Source organism: Saccharothrix mutabilis subsp. mutabilis (assembly GCF_039521145.1).
GTDB classification, from domain to species: domain Bacteria; phylum Actinomycetota; class Actinomycetes; order Mycobacteriales; family Pseudonocardiaceae; genus Actinosynnema; species Actinosynnema mutabilis.
In genome coordinates this window covers 16859-33636 of record NZ_BAAABU010000037.1, presented here as the reverse complement: position 1 = coordinate 33636, position 16778 = coordinate 16859, and the positions used below count along the sequence as shown (strand labels likewise).

13 protein-coding genes are annotated in these 16778 nt (G+C 73.1%); 9 read left to right on the top strand and 4 right to left on the bottom strand.

The window, feature by feature from the left end; translation table 11 throughout:
- Positions 1-116: 116 nt before the first annotated feature.
- From ABD126_RS37870 to ABD126_RS37855, 4 genes are read right to left on the bottom strand one after another with little or no spacing between them, the layout of a single operon-like run.
- Positions 117-722, bottom strand: coding sequence for a response regulator transcription factor (locus ABD126_RS37870; protein ID WP_343940367.1), 606 nt, complete (start codon positions 720-722; stop codon positions 117-119).
- Positions 719-1873, bottom strand: a complete 1155-nt coding sequence (locus ABD126_RS37865) for a sensor histidine kinase (RefSeq protein ID WP_343940365.1) — start codon at positions 1871-1873, stop codon at positions 719-721. Before ABD126_RS37865 ends, ABD126_RS37870 begins: the two co-directional genes overlap by 4 nt.
- A 35-nt stretch (positions 1874-1908) precedes the next feature.
- Positions 1909-2721 (bottom strand): ABC transporter permease, encoded by an 813-nt coding sequence (locus ABD126_RS37860; protein WP_343940363.1) that lies wholly within the window; start codon positions 2719-2721, stop codon positions 1909-1911.
- Positions 2718-3629, bottom strand: coding sequence for an ABC transporter ATP-binding protein (locus ABD126_RS37855; RefSeq protein ID WP_343940361.1), 912 nt, complete (start codon positions 3627-3629; stop codon positions 2718-2720). Before ABD126_RS37855 ends, ABD126_RS37860 begins: the two co-directional genes overlap by 4 nt.
- A 226-nt stretch (positions 3630-3855) precedes the next feature.
- Here ABD126_RS37855 and ABD126_RS37850 point away from each other — a divergent pair, with 226 nt between their 5' ends.
- From ABD126_RS37850 to ABD126_RS37810, 9 genes are all read left to right on the top strand, one after another.
- Entirely contained in the window at positions 3856-4842 is a 987-nt protein-coding gene (locus ABD126_RS37850) for a 3-oxoacyl-ACP synthase III family protein (protein ID WP_343940359.1), read from the top strand.
- A gap of 143 nt (positions 4843-4985) precedes the next feature.
- Positions 4986-5999, top strand: coding sequence for a hypothetical protein (locus ABD126_RS37845; protein ID WP_343940357.1), 1014 nt, complete (start codon positions 4986-4988; stop codon positions 5997-5999).
- On the top strand, positions 5983-8292 hold the full coding sequence (locus ABD126_RS37840) for a heavy metal translocating P-type ATPase (protein ID WP_343940355.1): 2310 nt from the start codon (positions 5983-5985) through the stop codon (positions 8290-8292). The genes ABD126_RS37845 and ABD126_RS37840 overlap by 17 nt, the downstream gene beginning before the upstream one ends.
- A gap of 56 nt (positions 8293-8348) precedes the next feature.
- Positions 8349-9164 (top strand): alpha/beta fold hydrolase, encoded by an 816-nt coding sequence (locus ABD126_RS37835; protein WP_343940352.1) that lies wholly within the window; start codon positions 8349-8351, stop codon positions 9162-9164.
- Between the two features lie 132 nt (positions 9165-9296).
- Positions 9297-10172 carry a (3R)-3-[(carboxymethyl)amino]fatty acid oxygenase/decarboxylase gene (scoE, locus tag ABD126_RS37830; RefSeq protein ID WP_343940350.1) on the top strand — a complete coding sequence of 292 codons (876 nt, stop codon included), beginning with the start codon at positions 9297-9299 and terminating at the stop codon, positions 10170-10172.
- 88 nt (positions 10173-10260) lie between these two features.
- On the top strand, positions 10261-10497 hold the full coding sequence (locus tag ABD126_RS37825; RefSeq protein ID WP_343940348.1) for a phosphopantetheine-binding protein: 237 nt from the start codon (positions 10261-10263) through the stop codon (positions 10495-10497).
- Positions 10490-14242 carry an amino acid adenylation domain-containing protein gene (locus ABD126_RS37820; protein WP_343940346.1) on the top strand — a complete coding sequence of 1251 codons (3753 nt, stop codon included), beginning with the start codon at positions 10490-10492 and terminating at the stop codon, positions 14240-14242. The genes ABD126_RS37825 and ABD126_RS37820 overlap by 8 nt, the downstream gene beginning before the upstream one ends.
- Positions 14239-15756 (top strand): MFS transporter, encoded by a 1518-nt coding sequence (locus ABD126_RS37815; protein ID WP_343940344.1) that lies wholly within the window; start codon positions 14239-14241, stop codon positions 15754-15756. The genes ABD126_RS37820 and ABD126_RS37815 overlap by 4 nt, the downstream gene beginning before the upstream one ends.
- Entirely contained in the window at positions 15753-16775 is a 1023-nt protein-coding gene (locus ABD126_RS37810; RefSeq protein WP_343940342.1) for an ABC transporter substrate-binding protein, read from the top strand. The genes ABD126_RS37815 and ABD126_RS37810 overlap by 4 nt, the downstream gene beginning before the upstream one ends.
- The last annotated feature ends 3 nt before the right edge of the window (positions 16776-16778 follow it).

Sequence of the window (16778 nt, the reverse complement as noted above, 5' to 3'; positions counted from 1 at the left end):
TAGCCCTTCGGGCGGGCCATACGGAGATGACACAAGCAAGAAGCCCGGCTTGGGTTGTGTCCCCTCCGGTGGACTGCCCGCTTGCGGCTTCGCCGCTGAAGGGTGTTGGGAGTGCGTTAGAGCCAGCCGTTGTCGTGGGCTACTCGGAAGGCTTCGGTTCGGGATGCGACTCCCAGTTTGCTGACCGCGGCTGTCAGGTAGTTGCGGACCGTTCCCGCCGACAGGTGGGTCTTCGCGGCGATCGTGGAGACCGGGGTGTCGTATTCGGCGAGCCTGAGCACCTCGACCTCTCGTGGGGTCAGGGGGCACTCCGGAGCGGTCAGGGCGTCGGCGGCCAGGCCCGGGTCCACGTAACGGCCGCCGTCGTGGACTCGGCGGATCACGTCGGCCAGGGTGCCGCCGGGGGAGCCCTTGGGCAGGTAGGCCTTGGCGCCGGCGTTCAGGGCCACCTGGAGGTGGGTGGGCCTCGCGTGGCCGGTCAGGATCACGACCGCGCAGGTGGGCAGGGAGCGCTTCAGCTCCGCCGTCACCTCCAGGCCGTCCATCTTCGGCATCTCCAGGTCCAGCACCGCCACGTCGGGGCGGTGGGCGGCCGCGGCGTCCACCGCGGCTCGGCCGTCCTGGGCCTGGGCCACGACCTCGATGTCGTCCTCCAGGGACAGCAACGCGGCCAGGGCGGTGCGGATCAGGTCCTCGTCGTCCGCCAGCATCACCCGGATCACGTGTCCGCCCGCACGATCGCCTCCAGCGTGAACATGCCGTCCTCCCTCCAGGTGCGCAGCGTGCCGCCCACGTCGCCGAGCCGGTCGGCCAGGCCGCGCAGGCCGCTGCTGCGCTCGTCCGGGGTCGCGTCGGCGGCGCCGTCGTTCACCACGGTCAGGCGTGCGCCTGCATCCTCTCGGACGACCTCGATCGTGCACCAGTCGGCCTTGCTGTGGCGCATGACGTTGGTGCCCGCCTCCCTGAGCACGGACACCAGCGGCGCGGCGAGGGACGGGGGCAGGTCCTCCTCCGGCTGGGTGACCGTGCAGCGGACGCCGGAGGAGCGCAGCACCTGGGCGACCGCCAGGACCTGGTCGCGCAGGTCGACCCGGCGGTAGCCGTGGACGACCTCGCGCATCTCGGTCAGCGCCGCCGCCGCGAGGGCGCGCACCTCGTCCGCCTCGCGGCTGGCCCGCTCGCCGTCCACCAGGGCCAGGCGCGACGCCAGTTCCGCCTTCAGCGCGATGACGGAGAGGTTGTGCCCCAACAGGTCGTGCACGTCGCGGGCGAAGCGCAGCCGTTCCTCCGACGCCGCCAGCCGGGTCAGGGCGTCCCGGCCTTCCTGCGCCTGCACCAGGAACGTCCAGCCCCACAGGTGCAGGGCGTTCCACGCGGCAACCGACAGTCCCAACGCGACGGTCACGCCGACCTCGCTGAGCACGTCACCGTCGAAGAACCAGGCCGACAACGCGGCGACGCCGACCGTGCCGGCCATCAGCGCCACCGCCGACCACGCGTGGAACAGCAGCGGGGCCAAACCGACGATGGCCGCGCCGACGAACGTCCACGTCTGCCACTGCGGCACGCCCACCGGGCCCAGCAGCGGGACCGACAGCACCGCCGCCGCACCGAACGCCAGGAGGAGCTTGTTCCCGGTCGCCGCGGGCAGGTTCGGGGTGACCGACCGGTAGAGGGCGCCGCCCAGCGCGGCCGTGAAGGCCAGGAGGCCGACCGCGCCGAGCACGTTGCGCAGCGGGTCCGGTTCCTGCCGCAGACCCAGGCCCGCCAGCACCAGGCACACCGCGACCCCGCCGGCGATGCCGACGATCGTGAACAGCCGCGCCCGCCGCATGCGCGGGTTCGACAGGGCGTCTGCCGGAGCGGCGATCACCCGCATGAGGCTAGCGGACCGGAGTGCGACGACCATCAGTGCCGAGGCTCCCAGCGGAAGTACTTCGCGGTCACGGCCGCGCCGATGACCAGCCACACCAGCAGCGCGCCCAGCCACGGCAGCGCGTGCAGCGTGGTGCCCGCGAAGCCCAGCGCGGCGCCGTCGCCGCCGATCTCGTAGCCCAGCCAGCTCGTGCGCAGGATCTCGGTGAACGGGCCCATCGGCAGGAACGACGCGATCCGCTCGACGCTCTCCGGCAGCGCCCCCAGCGGCACCAGCACGCCCGGCGCCATCAGGAACACCAGCATGGACGGCAGGGTGGTCAGCATCGCGGCCTCGGAGCTGCGGGTCACCGCGGACAGCGCCGCGCCGAACGCGGCCAGCACCGCGGCCCCCAGCAGCATCGCGACCAGCATCGTCACCGGGTTGGCCGGCACCGGCATGTCCAGCACGACCACGCCGTAGGCCACCAGCAGGGCGGCCTGCACCAGGAACACCAGGATGGTCGCGCTCGCCGCGCCGATCAGGATCGTGCGGTCCGACGGGATGCCCGCCCGCAGCCGCTTGAGCACCATCTCCTGCCGCCGCGACGCGTACGCCGTGGTCAGGTGGTGGTGCACGCAGAACACCGCGACCATGCCGATCACGCCGGACATCCGAGCGACGCCGCTCTCCGTGTCGTACCCGCGCCCGCTGACCAGCAGGACGCCCACGACCAGCGGGGTCACCACGGACAGCATCGTCGCGGTCAGGTTGCGGCGCAGGAGCAGCAGCTCCATCCGCACCATCGTGGCCATCTGGGCGTACAGGCTCGGCACGCCGGGCCGGGTCATCGTCTGGGTGCTCATCGGGAGGCCTCCGCGGGCTGGTCGGTGGTGGCGATGTCCATGAACACGTCCTCCAGGGACGCGGGCCGGGCGGCGAGGTCGGTCAGCGTGATCGCGTTGCCGTTCGCCCACGCCAGCAGGTCCGTCAGGTCGGACTGGAGGTCGGTGGAGTGGTAGGTGACCCGGTCGCCGTCCTGGCGCAGCGTCGCGTGGGACAGCTCGGGCGGCGTGCCCGCGGGCAGGTGGAAGGTGATCCGGGCGGGCAGGGCGCGGACGACCTGCTCGGGCGTGCCGATGGTGACGATCTCGCCCGCCTTCATGATCGCCACGCGGTCGGCGAGGTTCTCCGCCTCCTCCAGGTAGTGCGTGGTGAGCAGGACGGTGGTGCCGTCGCGCAGCAGCTCGCGCACGACCTCCCAGGTGCGGCGGCGCGACGCCGGGTCCATGCCGGTGGTCGGCTCGTCGAGGAACAGCAGCTCCGGGCGGCCCAGCACGGCCAGCGCCAGCTCCAGCCGCCGGCCCTCGCCGCCGGAGAGCTGCTCGACGGCGACGCCCGCCTTGTCCGACAGGCCCACCATGTCCAGCGCCTCGTCCGCCGGGCGCGGGCCCGCGGTGAGGTTGCGCCACAGGTCGACGGTCTCCAGCACGGTCAGCGACCCGCTGAACCCGCCCTTCTGGAGCATCACGCCGGTGCGGGGGCGCAGCGCGGCGCGGTCCCGGATCGGGTCGAGGCCCAGCACCCGGACGGTGCCGGCGGTGGCCTTGTTGAGGCCTTCCAGCACCTCGATGGTCGTGGTCTTGCCGGCGCCGTTCGTGCCGAGCAGGGCGAACAGCTCGCCCCGCCGCACCTGGAGGGAGATCCCCCGCACGGCCTCGAAGGCGCCGTACCGGCACCGGAGGCCCTCGATGTCGATCACGTTGTCGGTCATGGTCCAAGCATGGCGGCGGGCGCGGACAAGGCCCAGGGTCGCGGTGTCACGTCTTGACCCTGAAGATCGCACGGGTCATATGTGAACCCGTTCGGGAATCGTTCGGGAATGGTCCGGTAATCGGCCGTGGTGGCGTGGGGTCGAGTTCGGGCGGTGGGCGTTGCGGGTCACCGAAAAAGCGGTCTAGTTTCGCGGCACGAAACGCCTCTCCGACTTGGAGGCCGCTGTGTCCACTTCCGTCGGAATCCTCGGCACGGGGTCCGCCGTGCCGGCGCTCGCGGTGTCGAACGAGGAGCTGGCGCGGCGCGTGCCGGGCGCGGCGCCGGACTGGGTCGTGCGCAAGACCGCCATCCGCTCGCGCCGGTTCGCCGCCGCCGACGAGGCCACGTCGGACCTCGCCGCGCGGGCCGCCGAACGCGCCCTCTCCGACGCCGGGCTCGGGGTGGACCGCGTCGACTACCTGATCGTCTCCACCTCCACGCCCGACCACCCGCAGCCGCCGACGGCGTGCCTGGTGCAGGACCGGCTGGGCGCGTACGGCGCGGCCTGCTGGGACGTCAACGCGGTGTGCGCCGGGTTCGTGCACGGCCTGGTCACCGCCCGCGCGCTGGTCGCGGACCGGCCGGGCGCGCACGCGCTGGTGGTGGGCGCGGACGTGTACTCGCGCATCCTGGACTTCGGCGACCGGCGCACGGCCGTGCTGTTCGGCGACGGCGCGGGCGCGGCCGTGGTGGGCGCGGTGCCCGCCGGGCGCGGGGTCGTCGCGCACGAGCTGGCCAGCCGCGGCGACGCGGCCGAGCTGATCCGCGTGGAGGCGGGCGGGAGCCGGTCGCCGGCGTCCCCGGAGACCGTCGTCGCGGGTGAGCACTTCTTCCGCATGATCGGGCGCGGGGTCAGCGAGATCGTGCTGGCCGAGGTGCCGCCGTTCGTGGACAAACTGCTGGCCAGGGCCGGTGTGTCCGCCGACGAGGTGCGGCACGTCGTGCCGCACCAGCCCAACGGGGTGCTGCTCGGCGAGCTGGTGCGGGCGTGCGGCCTGACCGCGGCGACCACCCACCGCACGGTGGAGGAGTACGCGAACGTCGGCAGCGCCTCGGTGCCCCTCACGCTCGACCACGCCAACCGCGCCGGGCGGCTGCGCGCGGGCGAGCTGGTGCTGCTGCTCGGCTTCGGCGGCGGCATGTCGTTCGGCGCGTGCCTGTTGCGCTGGTAATCCCGCACGCCATTGTCCGGTAATCGCGCGCTGAATTCCGGCCGCGCATTACCGGGCAGTGGTCCTCCGCTGCGTAATGTCGCGACACGGGCTCGTATTCGCATCCCCGTTCGCTCACCCCTTCGTCCCCCAGGACGGTGTTCATGAAGACGTTGACGAAGCTAGGGGCGTTCGCGCTCGCCCTGGTGCTCGTGTTCGGCAGCGCGTACGTCGTGGGCCGGATCGCCGGCCCGCCGCCGAGCGCGGCGGCGCCCGCTCCGGCGGCAGCGGCGGCGCCCGCGGAGGAGGGCGGCCCCGGCGGGCTGCGGATCTCCCACGAGAGCATGTACCTGAAGGTGCTCACCGACAACTTCCCGGCGGGCGTGCCGCAGACGTTCGCCTTCCAGGTGCTCCAGCACGACGGCACGCCGCTGGTGAAGTACCAGCCGCAGCACGAGAAGCTGATGCACCTGATCGTGGCCAGCCGGGACCTGACCCAGTTCCAGCACATCCACCCCAACCTCGGCCCGGACGGCGTGTGGCGGGTGCCGCTGACCATCCCGGTGGCCGGCGAGTACCGCGTGTTCGCGGACTACAAGCCGCTGTGGGGCATCCACGGCGAGACGCTCGGCGCGGACGTGTCCGTGTCCGGCGACTACCGGCCGCAGCCGCTGCCCGCGGTGTCGGCCACCTCGGTCGTGGACGGCTACGAGGTGACGCTGGACGGCACCCTCAAGCCGGGCCAGGACGGCAAGCTCACCCTGAGCGTGAAGAAGGACGGCAAGCCGGTCACCGACCTGGAGCCGTACCTGGGCGCGTACGGCCACCTGGTGGCGCTGCGCGACGGCGACCTGGCCTACCTGCACGTGCACCCGGACGGCACGCCCGGCGACGGGCAGACCGCGTCCGGCCCGGAGATCGTGTTCTACGCCAACGCCGACTCCTACGGCGACTACCGGATGTTCCTGGACTTCCAGCACCAGGGCGTCGTGCGCACGGCCGCGTTCACCGTCCGGATCGAGGGCCCCAACCCGCCGCCGCACGGCCTGAGCGAGGAGGCGTTCGCCGCGGCCAAGGCCAAGAACGAGGAAGCGGTGCGCAACGGCGGCCACGGCACACCCGCCGAGGGGACGACCGGCGGCAACGCGGAGGGGAAGCCCCATGGCCACGGCGGCTGACACGCGGCTGGAGCTGCTGATCGGTGGCATGACGTGCGCCTCCTGCGCGGCGCGCGTCGAGAACCACCTCAACGGGATCGAGGGCGTCGAGGCGACGGTCAACTACGCCACCGAGAAGGCGAAGGTGGTGCTGTCGCTGACGATCCCCGAGGCGGACATCATCAGCGCCGTCGAGGAGATCGGCTACACCGCCAAGCCCGTGACCCCACCGGTGTCCACCGTGGACGCGGTGGACCCGGCGGAGGCGGAGGCGGCCGAGCACGACGCCGAGCTGGCGGCGGCCCGGAACCGGCTGTGGATCGTGGCCGTGCTGTCCGTGCCGGTGATCGCGCTGTCGATGTTCTCCCAGCTCCAGTTCGAGTACTGGCAGTGGGCGTGCCTCACGCTGGCCGCACCGGTCGTGGTGTGGGGCGCGTGGCCGTTCCACCGGGCGGCGTTCGCGAACCTGCGGCACGGCGCGGCCACCATGGACACGCTGGTGTCGGTGGGCACGATCGCCGCGTTCGCCTGGTCGCTCTACACGCTCTTCCTGGGCACCGCGGGCATCCCCGGCATGAAGCACCCGTTCCGCATCACGCTGGAGCGCACGCCCGGCGAGGGCAACATGTACCTGGAGGTCGCGGCCGGGGTGACCCTGTTCATCCTGTGCGGCCGGTACTTCGAGGCGCGGGCCAAGCGGCGCTCCGGCGCGGCCCTGCGGGCGCTGCTGTCGTTGGGGGCCAAGGACGTCACCGTGCTGCGGGACGGCGTCGAGGCGATTGTGCCGGTGTCGGCGCTGGCCGTCGGCGACCTGTTCCTGGTGCGGCCGGGCGAGAAGGTCGCCACCGACGGCGTGGTGGTCGAGGGCTCGTCGGCGGTGGACGCGAGCATGCTGACCGGCGAGTCCGTGCCGGTCGAGGTCGGGCCGGGTGGCGACGTGGTCGGCGCGACGGTGAACGCGGGCGGCCGGCTGGTCGTGCGGGCCACCCGGGTCGGCGCGGACACGCAGTTGGCGCAGATGGCGAAGCTGGTCGAGGAGGCGCAGACCGGCAAGGCCGAGGTGCAGCGGCTCGCGGACCGGGTGTCGGCGGTGTTCGTGCCCGGCGTGATCGCGCTGTCGCTGGCCACCCTGGGCTACTGGATCGGCTCGGCGCAGCCGCTGCCGGCGGCGTTCACCGCGGCCGTGGCGGTGCTGATCATCGCGTGCCCGTGCGCGCTGGGGCTGGCCACGCCGACGGCGCTGCTGGTCGGCACCGGCCGGGGCGCGCAGCTGGGCATCCTGATCAAGGGGCCGCAGGTGCTGGAGTCCACCCGGGCCGTGGACACGGTCGTGCTGGACAAGACCGGCACCGTCACCACCGGCGAGATGACCCTGGTGGACGTCGTGCCGGCGGACGGCGTTACCGACGCCGAGCTGCTGCGGCTCGCGGGCGCGGTGGAGAGCGCGTCGGAGCACCCGATCGCGCGGGCCGTCGTCGCCGGAGCGCGGGACCGGGTGGGCGAGCTGCCGCCGGTCGGCGAGTTCACCAGCGAGACCGGCCTGGGCGTGCGCGGCACGGTGGACGGCCGGGAGGTCGTCGTGGGCCGGGCCTCGCTCATCTCGGCGGAGCTGCCGTCCGAGCTGGTGCCGGCGCGGGCGTCGGCCGACGCCGAGGGCCGCACGTCGGTCGCGGTCGGGTGGGACGGCGCGGTGCGCGGCCTGCTCGTCGTGTCCGACCAGGTCAAACCGACCAGTGCGGCGGCCGTGGCGCAGCTGCGCCGGCTCGGGCTCACCCCCGTGCTGCTCACCGGCGACAACGCGGCGGCGGCGCGGGCGGTCGCGGCGGAGGTCGGCATCACCGAGGTGGTCGCCGAGGTGCTGCCCGCGGGCAAGGTCGACGAGGTCAAGCGGCTGCAAGGGCAGGGCAGGGTGGTCGCGATGGTCGGCGACGGCGTGAACGACGCCGCCGCGCTCGCGCAGGCCGACCTGGGCATCGCGATGGGCACCGGCAGCGACGTGGCGATCGAGGCGGGCGACCTGACCCTCGTGCGCGGCGACCTGCGGGTGGTGGCCGACGCGATCCGGCTGTCCCGCCGCACCCTGGGCACCATCAAGGGCAACCTGTTCTGGGCGTTCGCCTACAACGTGGCCGCCGTGCCGCTGGCGGCGAGCGGCCTGCTCAACCCGATGCTGGCCGGGCTGATCATGGCGGGCAGCTCGGTGTTCGTCGTCTCCAACAGCCTGCGCCTGCGGCGGTTCAAGGCGCTGGCGGGCAACGAGGTCCCCGCGCCGGCGCCGGCGTCGGCGCCCCGGCCGAAGGTGACCGCCTCTTGACGCGGCTCGCGGGTTCGTCGCGAGCACGTCGTCACCGCGGAGACGGGAACACCCCGATGGCCGAGGCCCCACGCCGGGCCGACGGCGAACCCCAGCTCGTGCTGCTCCACGGAGCGGGCCTCGGCCGCGCGAGCTGGGACGCCGTCGTCGAACGCATCCCCGGGTTCGTCCGGGCCCTCGCCCTGGACCTCCCGGGGCACAACGGCGTGCCCGGGGTCGCCTACGACCGCGAGGTCGTGCCCCGCATCGCCGAGTACGTCGCCGAGCGCCTGGCCGCGCTCGGCGTCCACCGGCCGCACGTCGTCGGGCACGCGCTCGGCGGCGCGGTCGCGCTGGAACTGGCCCGGCGCGTGCCGGTCGCGGCGGTCACCGCGTTGTGCGGCGTCGGTTTCCGCACGGTCGGCCACGCGTCGCTGTGCGCGGCCAAGACCCGGGCCATGCTGCGGCTGGTGTCCGCGTTCGCGCCCCGGACGCGGGCCCGGCTGCTGGCGCGGCCGTGGGTGCGCGGGGTCGTCCTGGGCAGCCTGTCGGCGCGGCCGGCGGCGCTGAGCACCGCGGTGGCCGACGTGGCGTCGATGGTCGGCAGCGACCTGCGCGCGCTGGCCCGGTACGCGGGCCGCTACCGGTTCCGCGCGCCGGAGGTCGGCGAGACCACGCCGGTGAACCTGGTGTGGGCGGCCCAGGACCGGGTCGTGCCGCGCGGCGACGCGGTGCGCGCCCGGCGCGTGCTGCCCGACGCGTGCCACCTGGTGATCCCCGACAGCGGGCACCTGGTGATGCGCGACGACCCGAACGCGACCGCCGCGGTCATCCACGCCTGCCACCTGAGGCTGCTGCGCGGTAAGCCGTCGCGCACCAACGGGTGCGCGTGAGCGCCAAAGACCGGTAATCGCAAGGGAATTCTTGCGCAAAGGCGGTCCGGGAGGGGGAACCGTCCACAGTCGAGCGACGACTACTCAGGTGCCGGACATTGCTGGAACACAAACCCGCTAAGAGGACTGCACATGGAAATCACCCCGCAGGCTGACAAGGCGCTCGGCGTGGTCGTGGAGGGGTTCGACGCGGAGACCGCGTCGGCCGAGGACATCGCGGCGCTGAAGAAGGCCGTCTACACCAACAAGATCGCGGTGCTCAAGCACCAGGACCTGTCGCCGCACCAGTTCCTGGCCCTGGGCAAGCGGCTGGGCCGCACCGCCGAGTACTACGAGCCGGTCTACCACCACCCGGAGGTGCCGGAGGTCTTCGTCTCCTCCAACGTCAAGGAGACCGACGGCTCGCAGATCGGCGTGCCGAAGACCGGGAAGTTCTGGCACTCGGACTACCAGTTCATGCCGCAGCCGTTCGACATCACCATGATCTACCCGCAGGTGGTGCCGTCCAAGAACCGCGGCACGTTCTTCATCAACATGGCGGCGGCCTACGAGCGGCTGTCCGAGGAGCTGAAGCTGGCCGTCAAGGGCACCACGGCGACGCACAGCGTGCTGCGGTACTTCAAGATCCGGCCGACCGACGTCTACCGGCCGATCTCGGAGATCATCGACGAGGTCAACGCCAAGACGCCGCCGGTGATCAGCCCCACCGCGGTCACCCACCCGCACACCGGTGAGACGGTGCTGTACCTGAGCGAGGGCTTCACGCTCTCGGTCCAGGACGGCGACGGCAACGACCGCGCGGACCTGCTGCAGGAGTTGCTGGAGGCGACCGGCCAGCTGGACCGGACCTACGAGCACGAGAACATCCACCTGCAGACGTTCGAGAAGGGCGACATGCTCGTCTGGGACAACCGCAGCCTGATCCACCGCGCCCTGCACACGGCGACGCCCGAGCCCGCGGTGTCCTTCCGCGTGACGGTCTACGACGACGAGAACACCGTGGCCTGAGCGGGGAGTTCTCGCGGCGGAGATCCGGTGGTGTGGTGGCCGCCGGATCCCGCCGGGTCCCGCACGTACCGAGAACTGGGGTGATGACGTGGCAGGGCAGTTGACGGCGGCGGCGATGAGGGCGGATGTGGCCGAGTTGCTCCACCGCAGCCCGGACGAGAGCTTCGACGCGGAGGACCTGTTCGCCGCCGGCCTCGACTCGGTGCGGTTGATGACGCTGGTCGAGCGGTGGCGGGAGGCGGGCGCGGAGGTCGACTTCGTGCGCCTGGCCGAGCGGCCCACGCTCGGCGAGTGGTTGCGCTTGTTGGTGGGTAGGGATGTCTGACGTGCTGCGGCTGGGCGCCGCGCAGGAGGGGATCTGGACCGGTCAGCAGTTCGACCGGGACAGCCCCGCCTTCAACACCGCCGAGTACGTGGAGATCCGCGGCCCGGTGGACGTCCCGCTGCTCGTGGCGGCCGTGCGCCGGGCGGTGTCCGAGGTCGAGGCGCTCAACGTCGTGTTCGGCGAGGACGCCGACGGGCGGCCGTTCCAGCGCGTCGCCGAGCGGCCCTGGTCGGTGGACGTGGTCGACGTCGCCGGGGAGGCCGAGGCGCTGGCGTGGATGCGGGCGGACCTGGCCACGCCGGTGGACCTGGCCTCCGACGTCGTGTTCCGGCAGGCGGTCCTCCGGCTCGGGCCGGAGCACTTGCTGTGGTACCAACGGGTCCACCACATCGCCCTGGACGGGTACGGGCTCTCGCTCGTCGCCCGCCGGGTGGCCGAGGTCTACACCGCGCTGGTGGAGGGCCGGGAGCCGGCCGAGCACGCGTTCGGCTCGCTCGCGTCCGTCGTCGCGGAGGACGAGTCCTATGCGGACTCGCCGAGGCTCGCCGCCGCCCGCGAGTACTGGACGGCCAAGGCCGAGGGGCGCGCGGAACCGGTCGTGCTGGCCCGGCGGGCCGGGAAGCTCGCCCGGTCGGTGCACCGCGTGACCGCCGACCTGGACGCCGCCGACATCGCCGCCCTCAAGGACGTCGCGCGGCGCGCCGGCGCGATGTGGAGCGAGGCCGTCACGGCGACCTTCGCCGCCTACCTGCACCGGATGACCGGCGCGGCCGAGCTGACCCTGGCGCTGCCGGTGATGTCGCGGCTGGGCTCGGTGTCGCTGCGCGTGCCGTGCATGGTGACCAACGTCGTTCCGCTGTGGGTCACCGTCGAGGACAGGACCACCCTGACCGACCTGACCGCCCAGGTGGCCGCCGAGCTGCGTGCCGCGCGACCGCACCTGCGCTACCGCTACGAGCAGCTGCGCCGCGACCTGAAGCTGGTGGCCAGCGAGCGCAAGCTGTTCGGGCCGTCGGTCAACATCATGCCGTTCGACTACGACCTGCGCTTCGCGGGCCACCGCGGCGTCGTGCGCAACGTCAGCGCCGGGCTCGTCGAGGACCTGGTCGTCCACGTCTACGACCGCGCGGACGGCAGCGGCCTGCGGCTGGTGCTCGACGCCAACCCGAACTGCTACGACCCGGACGAGCTCACCGGCCACCTGACCCGGTTCCGGGCCTTCCTGCGCACCGCCTGCGCCGCCCCGGACACCCCCGTCGCCGACGTGGACCTGCTGCTGCCCGGCGAGCGCGAACGCCTGCTGGGGCAGTGGAACGACACCGCCGCGCCGCTGCCCGACGCGACCGTGCCGGAGCTGTTCGAGGCGCAGGCCGCCGCGACCCCCGGCCGCACGGCCCTGGTCGCCGGCGACGCCACCCTGACCTTCGCCGAGCTGAACGCCCGCGCCAACCGCCTGGCCCGTCTGCTGGCGGCCTGCGGCGCGGGCCCGGACCGGTACGTGGCGCTGCTGCTGCCGCGCACGTCCCACTCGATCGTCGCGCTGCTGGCGGTGCTCAAGGCGGGCGCGGCGTACGTGCCGATCGACCCCGACCACCCCGTGCAGCGCATCGAGGCGACGCTGGCCGACAGCGAGCCCGTCGTCGTCCTCACGACCAGGGCGCTCTGGCACGAGCAGATCCCGGCCCGGGTTGTCTTCCTGGACACCGAACCGGCGGGCCTGCCGGACACGGACCTCAGGGCGCCCGTCACGCCCGACGACGCCGCCTGCCTGATCTACACCTCCGGCTCCACCGGCACCCCGAAGGGCGTGGTCATCGAGCACCGCGGCCTGGTGAACCTGTTCCACCACCACCGCGACACGATGATCCGCCCGGAGTCCGGCGGCGCGGTGCGCAAGGCCGCGCTGTCGGCGTCGCTGTCGTTCGACACGTCCTGGGAAGGCCTGCTGTGGCTGCTGGACGGCCACGAGCTGCACTTCGTGGACGACGACCGCCGCCGCGAGCCCGCGGCGATGCTGGACTACGTCGACCGGCACGGCATCGACTTCATGGACATCACGCCCACCTACGCCGAGGAGCTGCTGGCCGCCGGGTTCCTCGACCCGGCCCGCCACCGGCCCGCCGTGCTGGCGCTGGGCGGCGAGGCGACCGGGCCCGCGCTGTGGAGCGCCCTGCGGGACGCCGGCATGTCGGTCTACAACCTCTACGGGCCGACGGAGTGCACGGTGGACACGCTGTGGTGCCGGTTGGCCGACAGCCCCGAGCCGATCGTCGGCCGGCCGCTGGCCAACACCCGCGCGTACGTGCTGGACGCGCGCCGCCGGCTGGTGCCGCCGGGGGTGGTGGGCGAGCTGCACTTCGGCGGCGCGCCGGTGGCCCGCGGCTACCACGACCGGCCGGAGCTGACCGCCGAGCGGTTCGTGGACGACCCGTTCGGGCCGCCGGGAGCGCGGATGTACCGGACCGGCGACCTCGCGCGGTGGCGGCCGGACGGCACGGTCGAGTTCCTGGGCCGCGCGGACGACCAGGTGAAGATCCGCGGGTTCCGCATCGAGCCGGGCGAGGTGGAGGCGGTGCTGGTGCAGCACCCCGCCGTCACGCAGGCCGCCGTCGTGGCGCGCGAGGACACACCGGGGATGCCGCGCCTGGTGGCCTACGTGGTCGGCGACGACGCGGCACCCGCCGAGTTGCGGCGCTTCGCCGCCGAACGGTTGCCCGACTACATGGTGCCGCCCGCGTTCGTGGCGCTGGACCGCATCCCGCGCACCACCAACGGCAAGCTCGACCGGGCGGCGCTGCCCGCGCCGGACCTGTCGGCGACGGTCGCCGGCCGGACCCCGCGCGACCACCGCGAGGCGGTGCTGTGCGGGCTGTTCGCCGAGCTGCTCGGACTGCCCGAGGTGGGCATCGACGACGACTTCTTCTCGTTGGGCGGGCACTCGCTGCTGGTGGCGCGGCTGATCGGACGGGTGCGCGCGGAGTTCGGCGTGTCCATCGGCATCCGCACGGTGTTCGAAGCGCCGACCGTGGCGAAGCTCGTGCCCAGGCTGGGTGTGGACACCGGCAGCCCGCTCGACACCCTGCTGCCCCTGCGGGCCGGCGGGAGCGGGCCGGCGTTGTTCTGCGTCGCGCCGGCGACCGGGTTGGCCTGGTCGTTCGCCGCGCTGCTCGCCCACCTGCCCGACCAGCCCGTGTACGGGCTCCAACCGGTGGCCGACGAGGGGTTCACCTCGATCGCCGACCTGGCCGCGTCCTACGTGCGGCGGGTGCGGGAGGTGCAGCCGTCGGGGCCGTACCGGCTGCTCGGCGCGTCGTTCGGCGGGTTGGTGGCGCACGAGATGGCCGTGGTCCTGCGCGAGCGGGGCGAGGCGGTGGAGCTGGTGGCGCTGCTGGACTCGTTCCCCTTCCCGGACGCGTGGCGGGACCTGCCGCCGGCCGGTGACGACGAGGTGGCGGCGCTGGTCGGCGACCTCGACCAGCTGCCGGTGGTGCGCGGGGCGTTCGCGCGCAACTCGGCGCTGGGCGCGGCGTGGACGCCCCGGCGGTTCGACGGCGAGGTGCTGCTGTTCGAGGCGACCGAGGGCAAGACGCCGGACTGGCCCGGACCCCAGTCGTGGGAGTCCCATGTGGACGGCATGGCCGTGCACCGGCTCGTGACCACGCACAACGGCATGGTGACCGCTCGGGCGTTGGCCTGGGTCGGCGCGGTGCTCGCACTGTCGGGCGAGTTGCGGAGGGCGTCGTGAACCGGGAGTGGCTGGGCTTGGGCGCGGTGCTCGCCGCGACCTTCATGACGCAGGTGGACGGGTTCGTGGTCAACGTGGCCAGCCCGTCCATCCAGCGGGACCTCGGCGCGGGGTTCGACCAGATCCAGTTCGTCGGCGCGGCCTACGTGATCGCGTTCGGGGCGCTGCTGGTGACCGGGGCGCGGTTGGGCGACCGGGTCGGGCACCGCCGCGTGTTCCTGTGGGGTGTCGCCGGCTTCACCGTGACCTCGCTGCTGTGCGGGGTCGCGCCCACGGCGGACCTGTTGATCGCGGCGCGGTTCCTCCAAGGGGCGACGGCCGCGTTCATGGCGCCGCAGGTGCTGGCGATCATCCGCGCGACCGTGCCGGACGAGGAGCGGCGGGCCACCGCGATCAGCGTCTACGGCGTGGTGATCGGGCTCGGCGTGATCTGCGGCATCGCCGGTGGCGGCGTCCTGGTGGACCTCGACCTGTTCGGGCTGGGGTGGCGGCCGGTGCTGCTGGTGAACGTGCCGATCGGGGTGGCGATCCTGGCGCTGGGCCGGGTGCTGCCGGGCGGGACGGCGGGCGCGCCGCACCGGCTGGACCTGGTCGGCGCGGCCTTGACGGCGGTGGCCTTGCCGGCCTTGCTGGTGCCGCTGGTGTTCGGGGCGGAGGGCGCCGGGTGGCTGTGGCTCGGGCTGCCGCTGGCGGCGGTGGTCGCCGGGGTGCTGGTGGTGCAGCAGCGGGCGTTGCACCAGGCCGGTGGCGAGCCGTTGTTCCCGCCGCGGGTGGTGACGGTGCCGGGGATGCGGTTGTCGCTGCTGACCGTGCTGTCGCTGTTCGCGACGAACTCCGGGCTGTTCCTGGTGTTCACCTACTACCTGCAAACCGGGCTGGGGCTGTCGCCGCTGGCCGCGGGACTGGTGTTCGTGCCGCTCGGGTTCGGCTTCTCGCTGGGGTCCGCGGTGTCCAAGCGGCTGGGTCGGCGGGTGGCGTGGCCGCTCGCGGCGGTGGGCTGCGGCCTGCTGTCGGCGGTGCTGGTCGGCGGTGCGCTGGCCACCCGGCTGCCCGCGTCGGCGCAGCCGGTGGCGCTGGTGGTGGTGATCCTGTGCGCCGGGTTCGGGCAGGGGTTGGTCGTCGCGCCGCTGGTGGCCGGGATCTTGAGCCGGGTCGAGCCGGGGGATGCCGGGGCCGCGTCCGGGATGGCGACCACGGTGACCCAGTTCGGGTTGGCGTTGGGTGTGGCCGTGGTGGGCGCGTTCTACCGGATGGTGCTCGGTGGGACGCCCGGCGATCCGGGCGTGCCGTTCGAGGATTCCGCGCTGGCGTTCACGGCCGCTGCCGCGTTGCTGGCCTGCACTTCGGGCATGACCGGCCTGCTCGGTTACCGGCTGCACCGGCTCAAGGCCGCCGGCCTGCGGCCCCTGGATCGATCGTCCCACGAGGCACCGACAAAACCGGCCGAAGTGGCAGCAGAAACCGAAGCGGCGGCACCGGTCGTCGTGTCAAGCACTCAGAGGAGGACCGGATGAACCTCAAGCGATTGCCGCTGGCGGTGGTCGGGCTGGTCGCCGCGGCGGCCTGCTCCACGGCCACGGCGGGCAGCACCGACCAGGCGGGTGGCGCGCAGAGCGGCTACCCCGTGACCATCTCCAACTGCGGCAAGGACTACACCTTCCAGAAGGCGCCCAGCCGGGTCGTCGTCATGAACGGCGGCTCGGTCGCCGAGGTGTCCGCGCTGCTCGAACTCGGGCTCGGCGACAAGGTCGTCGCCAACGCCCAGTCCTACGGCGCGTCCGAGGTGGACGGCCGCGTCGAGGCGATCAAGAAGCTGCCCACCGGGGACATCAAGCTCAACGACCTGTACGACATCCCGCGCGAGGCCATGATCGGGCTCAACCCCGACTTCGTGATCTCCACCTACGACGGCGGGTTCCGCGCCGAGGCCGGCTTCGCCACCCGCGACGACCTGGCCGCCATCGGCGCGAACACCTACGCGCCCGCGTCGTCGTGCGGCGCGGTCGGCACGGTCGGCGGCAAGCCGTCCATCGAGGACAGCTACGCGCTGCTGCGCGACCTGGGCAAGGTCTTCGGCGTCTCCGCCAAGGCCGAGCAGGTCATCGCGGACGCCGAGAAGCGCGTCGAGGCCGTCGAGGCCAAGACCGCGAAGCTGGCCAAGCAGAACGCGATGCTGATCATCCCCGGCATGGCGATGGGCGGCGAGTTCAGCTCCGTCGGCGGCAACGGCATCTGGAACGACATCTTCGCCAAGGCCGGCGCGGTCAACGCCTTCGAGGGCGCGACCCAGGACCTGTTCGCCAACCTCTCCGCCGAGCAGGTCGCCAAGGCCGACGTGGACGTGCTGGTCGTGGTCAACTACATGTCCGCGGACCCGAAGGCCGACGCGCAGAAGCTGTTCGACCGGTTCCCGCAGTGGGACGCCGCGAAGAACAAGCGGTTCGTCGTGCTGTCCGACTCGGTGTACCTCGGGCCGAGCAACCACCTGGCGGTCGAGGCCATCGCGAAGGCCGCCCACCCCGGGGCGCTCTGATCG

Coding starts and splice junctions, on each gene's coding strand:
- scoE (WP_343940350.1), top strand. CDS start 9,297: ATGGAAATCACCCCGCAGGCTGACAAGGCGCTCGGCGTGGTCGTGGAG.
- ABD126_RS37840 (WP_343940355.1), top strand. CDS start 5,983: ATGGCCACGGCGGCTGACACGCGGCTGGAGCTGCTGATCGGTGGCATG.
- ABD126_RS37835 (WP_343940352.1), top strand. CDS start 8,349: ATGGCCGAGGCCCCACGCCGGGCCGACGGCGAACCCCAGCTCGTGCTG.
- ABD126_RS37845 (WP_343940357.1), top strand. CDS start 4,986: ATGAAGACGTTGACGAAGCTAGGGGCGTTCGCGCTCGCCCTGGTGCTC.
- ABD126_RS37820 (WP_343940346.1), top strand. CDS start 10,490: ATGTCTGACGTGCTGCGGCTGGGCGCCGCGCAGGAGGGGATCTGGACC.
- ABD126_RS37810 (WP_343940342.1), top strand. CDS start 15,753: ATGAACCTCAAGCGATTGCCGCTGGCGGTGGTCGGGCTGGTCGCCGCG.
- ABD126_RS37855 (WP_343940361.1), bottom strand. CDS start 3,629: ATGACCGACAACGTGATCGACATCGAGGGCCTCCGGTGCCGGTACGGC.
- ABD126_RS37860 (WP_343940363.1), bottom strand. CDS start 2,721: ATGAGCACCCAGACGATGACCCGGCCCGGCGTGCCGAGCCTGTACGCC.